The sequence below is a fragment of the Providencia sp. genome (assembly GCF_040396775.1).
Taxonomy (GTDB): domain Bacteria; phylum Pseudomonadota; class Gammaproteobacteria; order Enterobacterales; family Enterobacteriaceae; genus Providencia.
In genome coordinates this window covers 37508-55159 of record NZ_JBEBNT010000001.1, presented here as the reverse complement: position 1 = coordinate 55159, position 17652 = coordinate 37508, and the positions used below count along the sequence as shown (strand labels likewise).

The following is a 17652-nucleotide window of genomic DNA, read 5'->3' as shown; positions in this document are numbered from 1 at the left end:
TTTTTGTTGTGCTAGAGCTGGTTAATATACAACCTGTTATCTGGTTGTTTTTTCAGCGATTAACCACTTAGCTCTGCATAAAGTGAACTATTCTTCAACAAGGGGATGATCTCTCTGTGTTATGTCATTATTTTATCTCAAATAAGTGGTATCCTTATTTAAGCAAAAAATGTTTTTTCATAACCAATAGAGGTGTTTTATGACTACCGGGCAAGTTCATCCGTTTAGGTTGCGCCCACTTGAACGTGAAGATTTAGCGTTTATTCATCAACTTGATAACAACGCCAGTGTGATGCGCTACTGGTTTGAAGAGCCCTATGAGGCGTTTGTTGAGCTAAGTGATCTTTACGACAAACATATTCATGACCAATCCGAACGCCGTTTTATCGTTGAAAATGATAGCGAAAAAGTTGGGTTAGTTGAGCTGGTTGAAATTGACTATATTCACCGCCGCTCTGAATTCCAAATTATCATTGCCCCGCACCATCAAGGTCATGGGTATGCAAGCCGAGCAGCAAGGCTGGCAATGGACTATGCTTTCTCTGTATTAAATTTATATAAACTTTATCTTATTGTTGATAAAGAAAATGTCAAAGCGATCCACATTTATAATAAACTTGGCTTCCATACTGAAGGTGAATTGATCGACGAGTTTTTCGTGAATGGTCGCTACCATACGGCTATCCGTATGTGCGTTTTCCAACAGCAATATTTTGCGATGAAACAGCAATCAGAAAACCCGAAAAGCGTCATCGCACAAGATAACGCAATTAAGCATCACATATAGTTAACTGGCTGATACAATCGCCATTAAGTAATAAGCGTCTAATACGGAGTCAGAATGTCCCAAGAACGTCTCTATCATGAAAAAGAGCTCAGCTGGCTGTCTTTTAACGAACGTGTTTTACAAGAAGCCGCCGATAAGCGTAACCCGCTGATTGAGCGAATGCGTTTTTTGGGCATTTATTCCAATAACTTAGACGAATTTTATAAAGTGCGCTTTGCTGATGTAAAGCGCCGTATTTTAATTAACGAAGAGCGTGGTTCGGCCAGTGGCTCTCGCCATTTACTCAAGCGTATTCAATCAAAAGTCGCCAAACAAGAACAAGAATTTGACGTTTTATATAATGACTTACTGCTTGAAATGGCCCGAAACCAAATCTTTCTGATTAACGAACGTCAAATTTCCCCGCGCCAACAAATCTGGCTGCGTCAGTATTTTCGTCAAAATTTACGCCAGCACATTACACCGATTTTAATCAATCCAGATACGGACTTAGTTGAGTTTCTAAAAGATGACTATACCTATCTTGCGGTTGAAATAATTCATGGCAGTGATATTCAATATGCGCTGCTAGAAATCCCATCGGATAAAGTCCCGCGGTTTGTGAATCTCCCGCCTGAGATGCCAAAACGTCGCAAATCCATGATTCTAATCGATAACATTCTGCGCTACACCCTTGATGAAATTTTCAAAGGCTTTTTCGATTACGACGAACTTAATGCCTATTCCATGAAAATGACCCGTGACGCCGAATACGATATCGCGACCGAAATGGAGTCCAGCTTACTGGAAATCATGTCGTCAACGTTAAAACAGCGCTTAACCGCGGAACCTGTGCGTTTTGTTTATCAACGGGATATGCCTGATGAAATGGTTGCCTTATTACGTGAAAAATTAGGGTTATCCAACGATGACTCCGTCATTGCAGGTGGCCGTTATCACAATTTCAAAGATTTTATTAATTTCCCCAATGAAGGAAATAAAAACTTATTAAACAAGCCACTCCCCCGTTTACGCCACCGCTGGTTTGATAATTTCCGCAACGGTTTTGATGCCATTCGTGAGCGGGATGTGCTGTTGTATTATCCATATTACACCTTCGAACATACCTTGGAGTTATTACGCCAAGCCTCATTTGACCCAAATGTGTTATCCATCAAAATCAATATTTACCGTGTCGCAAAAGATTCGCGCATCATCGATTCGGTGATCCACGCGGCGCACAACGGCAAAAAAGTCACTGTGGTCGTTGAATTACAAGCACGTTTTGATGAAGCTGCAAATATTCATTGGGCGAAGCGGCTCACGGAGGCGGGTGTTCACGTCATTTTCTCCGCACCTGGACTGAAAATCCACGCCAAATTATTTATCATCTCCCGAATGGAAGAAGGGCAAATTGTTCGCTACGCCCACATTGGCACGGGGAACTTTAACGAAAAAACAGCACGGTTATACACTGACTATTCCTTGTTAACAGCTAACGAGCAAATTACCAATGAAGTGCGCCGTGTATTTAGTTTTATTGAAAACCCATATCGCCCTGTCACTTTCGATAATTTGATGGTTTCACCACAAAATACGCGAACAAAATTAACGGCACTAATCGACCAAGAAATTGCCAATGCCCTTGAAGGCTTACCAAGTGGTATCACATTAAAAATTAATAACTTAGTTGATAAAGAACTGACTGATAAGCTTTATGATGCTTCCAATGCAGGGGTGAAAATTCGCCTATTAGTTCGCGGAATGTGTTCACTAGTAGCTGGCCAAGCGGGTTACAGCGAAAATATTCAAGTCACCAGCATTGTTGACCGTTTTTTAGAGCATGACCGTGTTTACGTATTTGCCAATGCCGGTGATGACAAAGTCTTTATTTCTTCAGCGGATTGGATGACGCGAAACATTGACTACCGAATTGAGGTCGCGGTTCAATTAGTTGATCCCCTTTTAAAACAACGGGTTTTGGATATTCTGGAATTACAATTCAGTGATACCGTAAAAGCGCGTTATGTTGACAAAGATTTAAGTAATCATTATGTTCCCCGCGGCAATAAGCGAAAAATTCGTTCTCAGCTTGCCATTTATGAACATTTGAAATCACTTGAAACGCCAGATACCCGAGCTTGATACTATGCCAATAACAACAACATCAGCACCAAGACCCCAAGAAATTGCGGCCATTGACCTAGGTTCAAATAGCTTTCATATGGTGATTGCGCGCGTCGTTAATGGCGCACTTCAAGTGCTGACTCGCCTAAAAAAACGAGTTCATCTTGCTGATGGACTGAGCGATACCAATGAACTAAGTGAAGAAGCAATAGAACGTGGGCTTTCCTGCTTGGCACTATTCGCTGAACGCCTGCAAGGCTTTTCCCCTGATAACGTCTGTATTGTCGGTACCCACTCTTTACGTGTCGCAACCAATGTGAAAGATTTCTTGCAACGCGCAAAAGAGATCATGCCCTATCCCATTGAAATTATTTCTGGGCAAGAAGAAGCGCGTTTGATTTTTATGGGTGTTGAACACACCCAACCAGAAAAAGGCCGTAAGCTGGTTTTAGATATTGGCGGTGGCTCCACCGAAATTGTTATCGGTGAAAAATTCGAGCCATTATTGATTGAAAGCCGCCGTATGGGTTGTGTTAGCTTTGCAAAAAGCTATTTTCCCAATGAAACCATCACACCTGAATTTTTTAACCGTGCCTACCTCGCGGCTTGCTTAAAATTAGAAAGTACCGCCATCCTGTTTAAAAAATACACATGGGATGTGGCAATGGGGGCGTCAGGTACGATTAAAGCCGCACACGGAGTTTTATTGGAACTTGGCTATAAGGACGGGATTATTACCCGTGAACGCCTTGCTGAAATCAAAAGCATGGTATTGAAATATAAATCTTTTTCTTCGTTAGATATCCCAGGCCTTTCCAATGAACGCAAGCAGGTTTTTGTTCCTGGCTTAGCCATTTTGCTCGCCGTGTTTGATTCCTTAGAGATTAAAGAGTTGCGATTATCCGATGGCGCCTTGCGTGAAGGCGTTTTATATGAAATGGAAGGTCGTTTTCGCCATCAAGATATCCGCCAGCGCACCGCCCTAAGCCTTGCCGAGCATTACAATATTGATAGAGAGCAAGCGAAACGGGTGTTGAAAACGATGGAGGAGCTTTATTACCAATGGGGGCAACAAAACCCTAAGCAACTCAACCCACAGTTGGAATCTATCCTAATTTGGGCGGTGATGCTCCATGAAGTGGGTTTAAGCATTAACCACAGTGGTATGCACCGGCACTCGGCTTATATCCTACAAAATACCAACTTGCCCGGTTTTAACCAAGAACAACAGCTTTTGTTAGCCACGCTGGTTAGAAACCATCGACGTGCCATAAAGTACGATGATATCCCTAAGTTTAATCTATTTAAACGCAAACAATTTATGCCGTTAATTCAGATTTTACGGCTCGCTATTTTATTAAATAATCAACGACAATCCACCACCACCCCTTCATCACTGCGCATTGAAACTGATGATGGGTATTGGACACTTTATTTACCCGCCGAATATCTTGAGCAAAATGCCTTGATGTTACTGGATTTAGAGAAAGAAAGTGGTTATTGGGAGGATGTTCCTGGTTGGTCATTAAGTATATGTGCGGAGAATGAATAACTTTCAGCCATTATTGTGGTGATTTCTTCTTGTTTTTTTTCCGCTAAGCGCGGAAATCACTGCCTGTTTAGCACGACTATTTGATATATTATTCAAATGGGCGACAATAATGATAATAAATTTCGTCCGCTCGCAGACGAATTAATAAAACGCGTTTCGGCGCGGCTATTGTTTTAAGGATTAAAATGTCACAATCTGCTTTCTCAAACGATGTGGGGCCAATGGTTAACCCGCACTCACAAAAGCTGGCACACATTCGCCAGCAGATCCTGACGCTTTTTTTAGATGACGAAGAATTCGTCCATGCGCTTGTTGAAAATGATCAACACGTCAGTATTGATGACAAAGCAATTAGTGAAAAGATCAGTACTGTTAAAGAATTACTCCTTGATTTACACACCGCGGATATCGCCGACATTTTAGAGATGCTGCCTTACGATGAGCGTCTCGCCTTATGGCGTTTGGTTGATAATAACGAGCGCGGTGAAGTACTTGTTGAGGCTTCAGTCTCTGTCTGGGACAGCCTGATTAAAGACATGTCAGATAGAGAACTGCTTCGCGCAGTGGCTAGCCTACATGTGGATGAGCAAGCTTATATTGCCGAACACCTGCCGCGCGACACCATGCGCCGCCTACTCACCTATTTAGAACCAAGCCTACGCAGTCGTATTCGCGAAGTTTTACAATACGCAAAAGACAGCGTTGGTCAAATGATGGATTTCGAATTCGTTACCGTCCGCCCAAATGTGGCGTTAAAAACGGTTCAACGTTATCTGCGTCAACGCGGCAAAATTCCAGAAGCCACCGATAAAATTTTCGTGGTCGATAACAACAATTATCTGCAAGGGGAACTTCCCTTAACCACCATTTTGACGCAATCCCCTGATAAAATTGTCGCGGATGTGATGAAAACCGATACGGTCACCTTCTTACCTGATGAAAAAGGGGAAGATGCAGCGAGCGCGTTCGAACGGTATGACTTAATTTCTGCCGCCGTTGTTGACAGTAACGGCTTGTTGATGGGTCGTCTAACCGTTGAAGACATCGTTGATAACATTAGCGAAGAAAATGATAACAGCATTCGTCGTATGGGGGGGTTAAGCCCCGAAGAAGACGTCTTTGCTCCTGTTGGCCAAGCGGTTAAAACTCGTTGGACATGGCTGGCTATTAACCTGTGTACGGCTTTCGTTGCATCCCGCGTAATCGGTGTGTTTGAAGACACCATTTCCCAGTTGGTTGCTCTCGCCACCTTGATGCCTATTGTGGCAGGGATTGGGGGGAACACGGGTAACCAAACCATCACCATGATCGTGAGGGCAATCGCGCTCCACCAAATTCAAAGCGGTAGTTTCTCCTTCTTAATGCTCAGGGAGCTAGGTGTCGCCTTTATCAACGGCATTGTCTGGGGCGGCATCATGGGGGTTGTCACCTATTTCCTCTATGGCGACATTGCAATGGGGGCCGTCATGACGCTTGCAATGGTACTAAACCTATTAATGGCCGCGATTATGGGTGTGCTTATCCCGCTAATTATGATCAAAATGGGCAAAGACCCTGCTATTGGTTCTAGTGTTATGATCACCGCTATCACCGATACTGGCGGTTTCTTTATTTTCCTCGGTCTTGCTACCCTATTCTTAGTATAATATTTGTTCGTGCATGCTCAATGATAGTTTAGAGCATGCACGGTTTATAAAACTCTGCTATTTCCCCACAAAACCACATAAACATTCCAAATCAAAATCAACAAACAAATTACTTTACGACGTATTTATTATTTTATTAGTGTGTTTATCTATTATATTCATTAAAAATAATATTCAATTAATTATATTTAGTGCTTATTTCATTATATTAAATAGTAAGAAATTATTAAATTAATCATAATCAGCTAAATATATCGTCATTTTAAATATACGATATTCTGCAAAATACGTATTCTTAACATCATATAAGGTTATTTATAGGCTCATTAGATGTTAATCTCAGGCAATGGAAACTAATGAGAATATCATGCTTGTTTTGAGTATTGCGGTTTACAGAATATAGAATTTCCTGCTATAAATATGAGTATGCAAAAAGATACTGTGTATTGAACTACGTTATACCCATCCAACGTTTTCGACCTCTTATCTGCACCCTATAAATATATTGGCTCATTATTTTGAGTAAATGCTTGTTACCCTGAATTTATATCATCGTGGTATTTTCAGGTATTTGAGAAGGATAGTACTATGACATCGCAAACAGCTAGCCAGCCCTCGGCGCGACCGTTGGGCAAAGAAGATTATAAAACGTTAGGCTTGTCCTCTTTAGGCGGCACACTAGAATTTTATGACTTCGTTATTTTCGTCTTTTACGCGAAAATTATTTCTCAGCTCTTTTTCCCTGGGGATAATGAATTTCTCGCGCTAATGGCGACACTTGGCTTGTTTGCGGCAGGTTACCTTGCTCGCCCACTTGGCGGCATTATTATGGCTCACTTTGGTGACAAAATTGGCCGTAAAAAAATGTTCACCTTAAGTATTTTCTTGATGGCATTTCCAACGTTTGTCATCGGTTTCTTGCCAACATTTGAAACAATTGGTGCCGCAGCGCCGCTGTTATTATTGTTAATGCGTATTATGCAAGGCGCCGCTATCGGGGGTGAAATGCCAGGTGCATGGGTATTTATCGCTGAACATACGCCGAAACAACGCTACGGTTTAGGTGTTGGTACGTTAACGTCTGGGATCACCGGTGGTATCTTACTGGGCTCGATCGTTGCGATTATTATCGAACGCACCTATACCGCTGCTGAAGTGCATGATTTTGCATGGCGTATTCCGTTTATCTTGGGCGGTATCTTTGGCTTTATCTCTGTGTATTTACGTCGTTTCTTGCAAGAAACGCCTATTTTTAAAGAGTTAGCGGCGAAGAAAGCGTTATCCCAAGAATTACCGGTAAAAACCGTTATTAAATCCCATAAACAAGCCTGCATGATCACCGCAGCACTGACTTGGTCATTATCCACCGCGATTGTTGTAACGATTTTGATGACGCCAGACGTGGTTTTAAAAGGCATCTACAATATTGACCGTAATATTGCGTTGCAAGCAAACTGTGCCGCCACTTTAACCTTAACCTTAGGCTGTATTTTCTGGGGTTGGTTAGGGGATAAAACGGGGACACGTACGTCAATGACCTTGTCATGGGGCGGCTTGGCTGTCACCGCGATTTATTTCTATTCGTCGTTATCAACGGATATTGCGGCCAGTACATTAATCTTTAACTATGGCTTGATGGGCTTCTTTGTTGGTGCGATTGCGACCACACCAATTATCAGTACCCGTGCATTCCCACCTGAAATCCGTTATTCAGGTTTGTCATTCGCTTATAACGTTGCCTACGCCATCTTTGGTGGATTAACCCCAATCTTAACAGGCGCATGGTTGCAACAGTCTCACATGGCTCCCGCGTATTATGTCGCCGGTGTGTCATTGTTAGCGGTTGCCGTTGCCTTCTTACCACTGTCTTGGAAAGGTTGGACAGCGAAAGAAAACTTAACGGATGATCGTGCACCCGTATTAAATACCCGTGCCACTCAGTAGTTAATCTGTTATACATCAATGAAATGGCCTCTTGTTGAATTTCAAACAGAGGCCATTTTTTTATTTATTAACTGATTACATTGTTGCGATTGGCAATGCAAAAGCCATTTCTAAATAATTAATCTCTACAGGCGCTTGACTTGCCACGCTATCATCTTGTTTAAATTGTGCCGAGGTGGACACCAATGCTTCTAATTGTTGGATATCTTTTACTGCTTGATTAAAGAAACCTTGGAAGCCGCGGCCAATTTCTGCAATTTCAGCGTCTAAACCTGCGGTAACTGCGCCCTTTTCAGTTTTACTTTTTGCAGTATTTGCAATTTCATACGCCATTTCAGCGATGTTCATCATATCGAGTAACGCCATAAATAAAATCCTTTTATTATATTGAGTTAAGTTAATTTTTTGTGCTGAACACGTGGACACAATAGTATTTTTGTTCTTTTTTAACTAATTTATTATTTATATAAACAGATATAATTCATATTCAAATTATATATAAAAGTCATAATCAACTGAATTTAAATGATAATTTTTCTCATTTGAAATCTTGAAGATTGTCCTAAAAACAATTTGTCCGTTTTACATGACAAATCCCTGTATTTCCCGCCACATAAATTGACACTTATTCATAATTCCTCCATTTTTCTTTGTGCCTATAAGGCTAAACTATTAGTATGTGTAACTGACTCTTTTCAGTTAGTTTTTTGCCTCAAAGCCAGACTAATTTTATCCACTCTTTTGAGTTAAGCGAATGACCAAAAATGAATAAGCAAAATCGCCGCAAATCTTTTACTCGCTCTGCTATTTTTGTTGCCATCATTGTGGCAGCCGGAGCCACTTGGTATTTTTACAATCAAGAAAAACCGACAAGCACGCCTAACTCAAGTGCCGTTGCCAAACCCAATTCACAACGCAGTGCAATGGGCCGTCCGCCCCGCGTTTTAGCGCCTGTGCAATTTGCTGTTGCAGAACAAAAAGTGGTACCACGGTTTTTGTCAGGCTTAGGAACCGTTCAAGCGGCCAATGTGGTGACTGTCACTAGCCGCGTTGAAGGCCAATTGATGAAGCTCTATTTCATCGAAGGGCAATATGTCAATGCCGGGGATTTACTGGCACAAATTGACCCTCGCCCGTTTGAAGTACAATTAGCCCAAGCAGAAGGCCAGCTCGCAAAAGATAAAGCGACGCTTGCCAATGCCCAATTGGATTTAGCGCGCTACCAGAAATTAGCGGGCACAAAAGTCATTTCACAACAAGAACTGGATAACCAGCGTGCGTTAGTGCTGCAAGCCCAAGGCAGTATTAAAGTTGACCAAGCCGCGGTTGATAGCGCCAAATTGCAATTAACCTACAGCAAAATCACCGCCCCTATCTCAGGCCGTGTAGGGTTAAAGCAAGTGGATGTGGGGAATTTTGTCTCCTCTGGGACTTCGACACCGATTGTGGTAATCACCCAAACTCAGCCTGCGGATGTGCTTTTTGCGTTACCTGAAGGGGACATCCCAGCAATCCAACAAGCTCAAGCAACCAGTAAAAATGTGCTGATTGAAGCGTGGGACCGCAATAATATTGTACTGATTGCCCGTGGCGAATTGCTCAGTACCGATAACCAAATTGATGCAGCTACAGGCACATTAAAAATTAAAGCGCGCTTCACCAATGAGGAACAAAAACTGTTCCCGAACCAATTTGTTAATGTGAAGATGCAGGTTGAAACCTTGCAAAATGCAGTGGTTATCCCTACCGCCGCATTGCAAATGGGTAATGAAGGCCATTATGTGTGGATCCTCAGTGAGGATAATAAAGTCAGTAAGCATACAGTAACAGTGGGTATGCAAGATAGCCAACAAGTGGTGATTGAAAGTGGTTTAGCTGCCAATACAAAAGTCATTACAGACGGTGTTGATAAACTCACTGATGGTACTACTGTTGAGGTCGTTACCCCAGAAAGCCTAGCCAAAAAAGACAAAGAACCTCGCAAAGGTAAACCGTCTAGCGCGGAGAAAGCGTAATGCGGCCTGAAATGTTGAAAGGTGGCGGCCCTTCTCGCCTATTTATTTTACGCCCTGTTGCGACCACCTTGTTTATGGTGGCAATTTTATTAGCAGGGATCATTGGCTATCGCTTCTTACCTGTTTCCGCCTTACCTGAGGTCGATTACCCAACAATTCAGGTTGTAACCTTGTACCCCGGTGCAAGCCCTGATGTGATGACCTCTGCGGTTACCGCTCCCCTTGAAACCCAATTTGGGCAGATGTCAGGCTTAAAACAGATGTCATCTCAGAGCTCAGGTGGTGCGTCCGTCATCACCTTGATGTTCCAGCTTTCATTGCCATTAGAGGTTGCCGAGCAAGAAGTACAAGCCGCGATTAATTCCGCCAGCAGCCTACTTCCATCAGATTTACCGTATCCCCCTATTTATAACAAAGTGAACCCCGCGGATCCGCCTGTTTTAACATTAGCAGTCACATCCGATGCGATGCCGTTAACTCAAGTGCAAGATATTATTGAAACGCGTATTGCGCAGAAGATTTCCCAAGTTAATGGCGTTGGTTTAGTGACGCTCGCGGGTGGCCAGCGCCCTGCTGTTCGCGTGAACCTAAACCCACAAGCGATGGCCGCCAAAGGGCTGGACAGCGAAACCATCCGTGTCGCCATTAATAATGCCAACGTCAATTCAGCTAAAGGGAGTTTTGACGGCCCAACACGCGCAGTGACCCTTTCTGCCAACGACCAAATGAAATCCCTTGAAGATTACCGCAAGTTAATTGTGGCATTCCAAAATGGTGCCCCCGTTCGCCTTGGGGATATTGCGACCATTAAAGAAGGTGCCGAAAATGCCTATCTAGGGGCATGGGCAAATAACGAGCAAGCTATCGTGATTAACGTTCAGCGCCAACCCGGTGCAAACGTCATAGAAACCACGGATACTATTCGCACATTATTGCCTGAACTTATTGAAAGCCTTCCTAAATCCGTTAATGTCGATATCTTAACGGATAGAACCAGCACCATTCGCGCATCAGTCAACGACGTACAATTTGAGTTGATGTTAGCCATCGCGCTGGTTGTTATGGTTATTTATCTCTTTTTACGCAACGGCATTGCCACGTTAATCCCTGGCATTGCGGTTCCCCTTTCATTAGTGGGCACCTTTGCGGTGATGTATTTTTGCGGATTTTCCGTGAATAACCTGACGTTAATGGCGCTAACCATCGCCACCGGCTTTGTGGTGGACGATGCGATTGTGGTGATCGAAAATATCTCTCGCTATTTAGAACAAGGAGATAAACCGCTGGTTGCCGCATTAAAAGGCGCAGGGGAAATCGGTTTTACCATTATCTCCCTGACCTTCTCCCTTGTCGCAGTGTTAATCCCGCTGCTGTTTATGGGGGATATTGTTGGCCGCTTATTCCGTGAATTTGCCATTACCCTTGCTGTCGCCATTTTGATCTCAGCGGTAGTCTCCCTCACCTTGACCCCAATGATGTGCGCACGGTTATTAAAACCAGAATCACAGCATAAACATAACCGTTTTGAGTTAGCGTGTGAGCGATTTTTTGACCGTATGGTGGCAGGTTATGCCATCTGGCTGAAACGAATTTTAAATCACCAATGGCTCACGCTGTCTGTTGCACTCGGCACCATGGTACTTACCGTTTTGCTGTATATGTGGATCCCAAAAGGTTTCTTCCCATTACAAGATAGCGGCATTATCCAAGGCTCCATTGAAAGTCGGCAGTCAATTTCATTTTCTGCAATGGCGCAAAAACAGCAAGAAGTCGCGGACAAGCTCCTCGCCGACCCTGCTGTTGACAACGTCACAACCTATGTTGGCGTCGATGGTACAAACGCAACACTGAATAACGCACGCATTCAAATTACCTTGAAGCCCCTTGATGACCGTGAAGATCGCGTGGTGGCCATTATTGCTCGCCTGCAACAATCCGTTGATAACATTGCTGGGGTGAATTTATACCTGCAACCGATGCAAGATTTAACTATTGATACGCAAGTTGCACGTACTCAATATCAATTCACCCTGCAAGCCAGTACCCTCGATGAGTTATCGACGTGGGTACCTAAGTTGATGAGTGAGTTAGAGCAACAACCTGAATTGACCGACGTGAGTAGCGATTGGCAAAATAAAGGGTTAGTTGCTTACGTGAATGTTAACCGTGATACGGCAAGCCGTTTTGGCATTACCATGTCATCCATCGATAACGCGCTATACAATGCCTTCGGCCAGCGCATGATCTCGACCATTTACACACAATCGAATCAATATCGCGTCATTTTAGAGCATGATACGCAAACTCGTGATGGGATGGATGCCCTGAATGATATCCGCTTAAAAGGCACTGATGGGGCCATTGTGCCACTGAGCACCTTAGTGAATATTCAAGAGGGTTATGGTCCATTGGCGATTAATCACCTTGACCAATTCCCAGCCGTTACCTTCTCATTTAATGTGGCCGATGGCGCGTCGCTGGAATCTGCCGTCAATGCGGTTAAGCTCGCGGAATCACAAATTTCGCTACCAAAATCCATCACCACGCAATTCCAAGGTGCAACGTTAGCCTTTGAAGCCGCCTTAAGCAGCACCATTTGGCTAATCGCAGCCGCGATTGTAGCGATGTATATCGTGCTGGGTATCTTATATGAAAGCTTTATTCACCCAATTACCATCCTTTCCACCTTACCAACCGCAGGCGTGGGGGCACTTCTCGCCTTAATGATGGCAGGAAAAGACCTCGATGTGATCGCGGTAATAGGGATTATTTTATTGATTGGTATCGTGAAAAAGAACGCCATCATGATGATTGACTTTGCCCTTGCTGCAGAGCGAGAGCAAGGCATGTCACCATACGATGCCATCTATCAAGCTTGTTTATTACGTTTCCGCCCAATATTGATGACAACAATGGCTGCTCTGCTAGGTGCATTACCATTAATGCTCAGTACAGGTGTGGGCGCTGAATTGCGCCAACCATTGGGGATTTGCATGGTAGGCGGTTTGATTATGAGCCAGATCTTAACGCTGTTCACTACCCCAGTGATTTATTTGTTATTTGACCGTTTGTCACATTACTTAAAAGCACGCCGTCAAATGAATAAGGCGCAGGTGTCGTAATGAAACGCTTTTTTGCCCTGTTTATTAGCCGCCCCGTTGCTACCACGCTGATTAGTGTGGCGATCACCTTGTGCGGTGCATTAAGCTTTCTCTTTTTACCTGTCGCACCGCTTCCCCAAGTGGACTACCCCGTAATTAACGTGACAGCGTCACTTCCTGGTGCATCACCTGAAACTATGGCATCTTCCGTGGCAACCCCGTTAGAACGCTCATTAGGTAGTATCGCAGGGATCAGCGAGATGACTTCAAGCAGCGCGCTGGGTCGCACCACCATCACCCTTGAATTTAACCTCGATAAAGATATCAACAATGCGGCCCGTGAAGTCCAAGCCGCCATTAATGCCGCCCAAACCCTGTTACCAAGTGGCATGCCAAGTCGTCCGCGTTACTACAAGTCGAACCCATCCGATGCGCCTATCATGATTTTAACCATGACATCGCAAACCATGGGGACAGGGGAAATTTATGATATCGCCTCAACGCGCCTTGCCCAACGCATTGCACAAATTGAAGGGGTCAGTGAAGTGTCTGTGGGCGGAGGTTCTCTCCCCGCTGTGCGTGTTGAATTAAACCCTACCGCATTATTCAACCAAGGTGTCTCCCTTGATGCCGTGCGCTCAGCCATTAGCAGTGCCAACGTGCGTCAACCCCAAGGCTACATTAACGACAACGAAAAACGCTATCAGGTGCAAACCAACGATGAGCTGAAAAAAGCCGCCGATTATCGCCCTATTATTGTCCACTATAAGGCAGGTAATGCGGTTAAGCTCAGTGATGTTGCCAATGTAAAAGATTCCATTGAAAACGTCCGTGCCGCAGGTATGGCAGATGGCAAGCCTGCCATCTTGATTGTTATTCGCCGTGAAGCGGGCGCCAATATTATTGAAACCGTCAACCGCATACGGGCTGAAATCCCCGAGTTTAGGGACATGATCCCCGCCGCTATTGACCTCAAAGTTGCGCAGGATAGAACGCCGACCATTCGTGCTTCCCTTGCGGAAGTGGAACGCGCCCTGTTAATCGCCGTCGCACTGGTTATTTTAGTGGTTCTGCTGTTCCTGCGCTCTGGGCGTGCCACTTTAATTCCTGCTATTGCCGTACCCGTTTCGTTAATTGGGACTTTTACTGCCATGTATTTATGTGGCTTTAGCCTTAACAATCTTTCATTGATGGCGCTAACTGTTGCCACCGGCTTTGTGGTCGATGACGCCATAGTGGTTCTGGAGAATATCTCCCGTCATATTGAAAATGGCATGAAACCTTTTATGGCCGCCGTCAAAGGGGTACATGAAGTCGGTTTTACCGTGGTTTCCATGAGTATTTCCCTAGTCGCGGTGTTTATCCCGCTCCTCTTAATGGATGGGCTGGTAGGGCGGCTTTTCCGTGAATTTGCCATCACCCTTGCGACCGCAATTGGAATTTCATTGGTTGTTTCCCTCACCCTGACCCCGATGATGTGCGCCTATTTGCTCAAAAAACGCGGAAAAAATGTGAAAGCCAAGCACCGTGGCTTTGGCCGTGTTTTGCTGTGGGTTCAAGAACGCTATGGCATTGCACTGAACTGGGTGTTAAACCACCGCCGCAGCGTATTAGCCATTTTATTTGCCACTATTGGGCTCAATGTTTATTTATATATCACGGTTCCTAAAGCCTTTTTCCCTGAACAAGATACAGGCCGAGTATTGGGCTTTGTCCGTGCTGACCAAAGTATTTCGTTCCAATCGATGAAAGAAAAAATGACCCGCTTTATGGAGCAGGTCAAAGAAGACCCTGCTATCGATAATGTGACTGGGTTTACAGGTGGCAGCCGGGTTAACAGTGGCTTTATGTATATATCCCTGAAACCCCTTGGGGAGCGCACTGAAAATTCAGCGACCGTTATCAACCGTTTACGCACCAAGCTTGCCAACGAGCCGGGGGCAAACTTATTTATGATGCCGGTGCAAGATATCCGTGTCGGCGGTCGCCAAGCAAATGCCAGCTACCAATTTACCTTGCTTGCCGATGAACTCAATGCACTGAGAGATTGGGAGCCGGCTATCCGTAAAGCGTTAGGTGAACTTCCACAGTTAACCGACGTGAACTCCGATAAAGAAGACAAAGGCGCCGAAATGGCCATCACGTATGACAGAGACCTAATGGCACAATTAGGGATCGACGTACGTGAAGCCAACAGTTTACTGAATAACGCCTTTGGCCAGCGCCAAGTTTCCACCATCTATGAAGCCATGAACCAATATAAAGTAGTAATGGAAGTCGCGCCTGAATATACCCAAGATGTCAGCGCCCTTGATAAAATGTTCGTGATTAACAAAACCGGACAAGCGATCCCCCTCTCCTACTTTGCGCGTTGGCAACCCGCTAATGCGCCACTTAGTGTAAATCACCAAGGGTTATCCGCCGCATCTACTATCGGTTTTAACGTGGCAGATGGCTACACACTGAATGATGCGATGGTGGAAATTGAAAAAACCATGACGGCCCTTGGTGTGCCTTCAACGGTACGGGGTACCTTTGCAGGTACCGCGCAGGTTTTCCAAGAAACCTTGAAATCACAGCTCTTTTTGATTTTAGCGGCTATCGTCACCGTCTATTTAGTACTCGGTATTTTGTATGAAAGCTACATTCACCCACTGACGATTTTGTCTACCTTACCCTCTGCGGGGGTCGGTGCATTATTAGCCTTAGAATTATTTGATACACCATTTAGTTTAATCGCACTAATTGGCATCATGTTGCTTATTGGTATTGTGAAGAAAAATGCCATCATCATGGTGGACTTTGCGATCCAAGCCCAACGAACCGCGGGTTTAACCGCTCGAGAAGCCATTTTTCGCGCCAGTTTATTGCGTTTCCGCCCCATATTGATGACCACTTTGGCCGCAATTTTTGGTGCTTTACCCTTAGTTTTAGGTAGCGGGGATGGCGCAGAATTACGTCAACCGCTGGGTATCACCATCGTGGGCGGTTTGATCATGAGCCAGCTGCTCACGCTGTTCACCACACCCGTGGTCTATTTAAGTTTTGATAGCTTAAGACAACGTTGGGCAAGCAGAAAAACAGCGTCACGCCTTAAAACGGAGAAACACCATGAAGCTTAGGTTTAACAGTGTGAGTACCCGCCTGTTTCTGGCAATATTCGCCACCTGCTTGTTACTTGTGGTGATCATGCACCAAGGCGTGCGCATGAGTTTCCAACATGGGTTTGTTGATTATATTAAAGAAAATGACCAACAGCGGGTCGAGCAGGTATCCGCAGCCCTTGCTGAACAATATCAAGAAACAGGAAATTGGCGCTTTTTATTAGGCGATGAACGCACTTTTTTCCGCATTTTACGCTCAGTTGAACACCAGCAACACCGTGGCCCTATGCGCCAACGTTGGCGGACGATATTTTGGGTCTATGACACCCAAGATAGACTGATTTTTGGTAAAGAAATCTCACCGCCAAGCAAAGTGATCCGTGAACCGATTATCACCGATGACGGGAAAACTGTGGGTTGGCTGGTTGCCAGCTATGAAGACGGTATCAGCAGTGCCCTTGACCGCCGCTTTGACAGTAAACAGCTGTATACCAGCTGGGTGATTGCAGGGCTATCCCTGTTTGTGGCGCTGGTTGCCACTATTTTTCTCGCTCGTAGCTTTTTAAAGCCAATCAAACGTTTACTTGAAGGCACTAACCAGTTAGCGCGTGGTGACTTTACCACTCGCGTACCTGAAGAAGGCCGAGACGAATTAGGCCAATTAGCAAAAGATTTCAACCACCTAGCCTCTACCCTCGAAAAAAATGAGCAAATGCGCCGAGATTACATGGCAGACATTTCTCACGAGCTACGCACACCGTTATCCGTTTTACGCGGTGAATTAGAGGCAGTGCAAGATGGTGTACGCCAAGCGACACCAGAAACTATTAATTCACTCCTCAATGAAACCCACACGCTGATTAAGCTAGTAAATGATTTGCATCAGTTGTCGCTTTCTGACCGTGGCTCTTTGATTTACCGTAAGCAACCTATTGATATTATTCCTTTACTGGATATGGTTATTGGGCAATCCCATTGGCGTATTGAAGACCAACAATTGACAGTTTCTCGTCACTTCATGGAGCACGCCATTGTGTTTGCTGACCCAGATCGTATTAATCAGCTATTCTATAATTTGATGGAAAACAGCCTGCGTTATACGGATCCAGAGGGGCAAATTACCATTAATGCCACAGAGCAACACCATCAGCTGTCTATTGTTTGGCAAGATAGCGCGCCGGGTCTGACAGCATTGCAATGCCAACATATTTTCGAACGTTTTTACCGTGCGGAAGGTTCCCGTAACCGTGCCAGTGGCGGCTCAGGTTTAGGGTTAGCCATTTGCTATAATATCGTCGAAGCGCATAATGGTACCATCACCGCAGCACCTTCATCCCTTGGCGGTGTCAAAATCACTATCACATTACCGATACAATCTCAGGAAAAAGGGGTTTGAT

The 17652-nt window shown here is 44.6% G+C and carries 9 protein-coding genes and 1 pseudogene; 9 read left to right on the top strand and 1 reads right to left on the bottom strand.

What is annotated here, in order from left to right; genetic code table 11:
- Positions 1 to 199: 199 nt before the first annotated feature.
- The 5 genes and pseudogenes from speG to ABWP91_RS00230 all read left to right on the top strand — a co-directional run bounded on the left by speG (position 200) and on the right by ABWP91_RS00230 (position 8035).
- Positions 200 to 787, top strand: coding sequence for a spermidine N1-acetyltransferase (gene speG, locus ABWP91_RS00250; protein WP_353241472.1), 588 nt, complete (start codon positions 200 to 202; stop codon positions 785 to 787).
- 54 nt (positions 788 to 841) lie between these two features.
- Positions 842 to 2911, top strand: coding sequence for a polyphosphate kinase 1 (gene ppk1, locus ABWP91_RS00245; protein WP_353241471.1), 2070 nt, complete (start codon positions 842 to 844; stop codon positions 2909 to 2911).
- 4 nt (positions 2912 to 2915) lie between these two features.
- The gene (gene ppx, locus ABWP91_RS00240; RefSeq protein WP_353241470.1) at positions 2916 to 4445 is read left to right on the top strand and encodes an exopolyphosphatase; all 1530 of its coding nucleotides are present in this window, start codon (positions 2916 to 2918) and stop codon (positions 4443 to 4445) included.
- Between the two features lie 365 nt (positions 4446 to 4810).
- Positions 4811 to 6091, top strand: a pseudogene (mgtE, locus tag ABWP91_RS00235) (magnesium transporter); the annotation flags it as partial.
- A gap of 588 nt (positions 6092 to 6679) precedes the next feature.
- The gene (locus ABWP91_RS00230) at positions 6680 to 8035 is read left to right on the top strand and encodes an MFS transporter (protein ID WP_353241468.1); all 1356 of its coding nucleotides are present in this window, start codon (positions 6680 to 6682) and stop codon (positions 8033 to 8035) included.
- A 75-nt stretch (positions 8036 to 8110) separates the two neighbouring features.
- Here the strand turns inward: ABWP91_RS00230 and ABWP91_RS00225 are convergent, their stop codons facing one another.
- Positions 8111 to 8401: a hypothetical protein gene (locus ABWP91_RS00225; RefSeq protein ID WP_353241467.1), complete on the bottom strand. Its 291-nt coding sequence runs from the start codon at positions 8399 to 8401 to the stop codon at positions 8111 to 8113.
- Positions 8402 to 8799: 398 nt separating this feature from the next.
- Here ABWP91_RS00225 and ABWP91_RS00220 point away from each other — a divergent pair, with 398 nt between their 5' ends.
- Genes ABWP91_RS00220 through baeS form a run of 4 tightly spaced genes read left to right on the top strand, consistent with a single transcriptional unit; the run spans position 8800 to position 17651 of the window.
- Positions 8800 to 10050 (top strand): MdtA/MuxA family multidrug efflux RND transporter periplasmic adaptor subunit, encoded by a 1251-nt coding sequence (locus ABWP91_RS00220; RefSeq protein ID WP_353241466.1) that lies wholly within the window; start codon positions 8800 to 8802, stop codon positions 10048 to 10050.
- Positions 10050 to 13172, top strand: coding sequence for an MdtB/MuxB family multidrug efflux RND transporter permease subunit (locus ABWP91_RS00215; protein ID WP_353241465.1), 3123 nt, complete (start codon positions 10050 to 10052; stop codon positions 13170 to 13172). Before ABWP91_RS00220 ends, ABWP91_RS00215 begins: the two co-directional genes overlap by 1 nt.
- Positions 13172 to 16273, top strand: coding sequence for a multidrug efflux RND transporter permease subunit MdtC (gene mdtC, locus ABWP91_RS00210; RefSeq protein ID WP_353241464.1), 3102 nt, complete (start codon positions 13172 to 13174; stop codon positions 16271 to 16273). The genes ABWP91_RS00215 and mdtC overlap by 1 nt, the downstream gene beginning before the upstream one ends.
- Entirely contained in the window at positions 16263 to 17651 is a 1389-nt protein-coding gene (gene baeS, locus ABWP91_RS00205) for an envelope stress sensor histidine kinase BaeS (protein ID WP_353241463.1), read from the top strand. The genes mdtC and baeS overlap by 11 nt, the downstream gene beginning before the upstream one ends.
- The last annotated feature ends 1 nt before the right edge of the window (position 17652 follow it).

Coding starts and splice junctions, on each gene's coding strand:
- speG (WP_353241472.1), top strand. CDS start 200: ATGACTACCGGGCAAGTTCATCCGTTTAGGTTGCGCCCACTTGAACGT.
- ppk1 (WP_353241471.1), top strand. CDS start 842: ATGTCCCAAGAACGTCTCTATCATGAAAAAGAGCTCAGCTGGCTGTCT.
- ppx (WP_353241470.1), top strand. CDS start 2,916: ATGCCAATAACAACAACATCAGCACCAAGACCCCAAGAAATTGCGGCC.
- ABWP91_RS00230 (WP_353241468.1), top strand. CDS start 6,680: ATGACATCGCAAACAGCTAGCCAGCCCTCGGCGCGACCGTTGGGCAAA.
- ABWP91_RS00225 (WP_353241467.1), bottom strand. CDS start 8,401: ATGGCGTTACTCGATATGATGAACATCGCTGAAATGGCGTATGAAATT.
- ABWP91_RS00220 (WP_353241466.1), top strand. CDS start 8,800: ATGAATAAGCAAAATCGCCGCAAATCTTTTACTCGCTCTGCTATTTTT.
- ABWP91_RS00215 (WP_353241465.1), top strand. CDS start 10,050: ATGCGGCCTGAAATGTTGAAAGGTGGCGGCCCTTCTCGCCTATTTATT.
- mdtC (WP_353241464.1), top strand. CDS start 13,172: ATGAAACGCTTTTTTGCCCTGTTTATTAGCCGCCCCGTTGCTACCACG.
- baeS (WP_353241463.1), top strand. CDS start 16,263: ATGAAGCTTAGGTTTAACAGTGTGAGTACCCGCCTGTTTCTGGCAATA.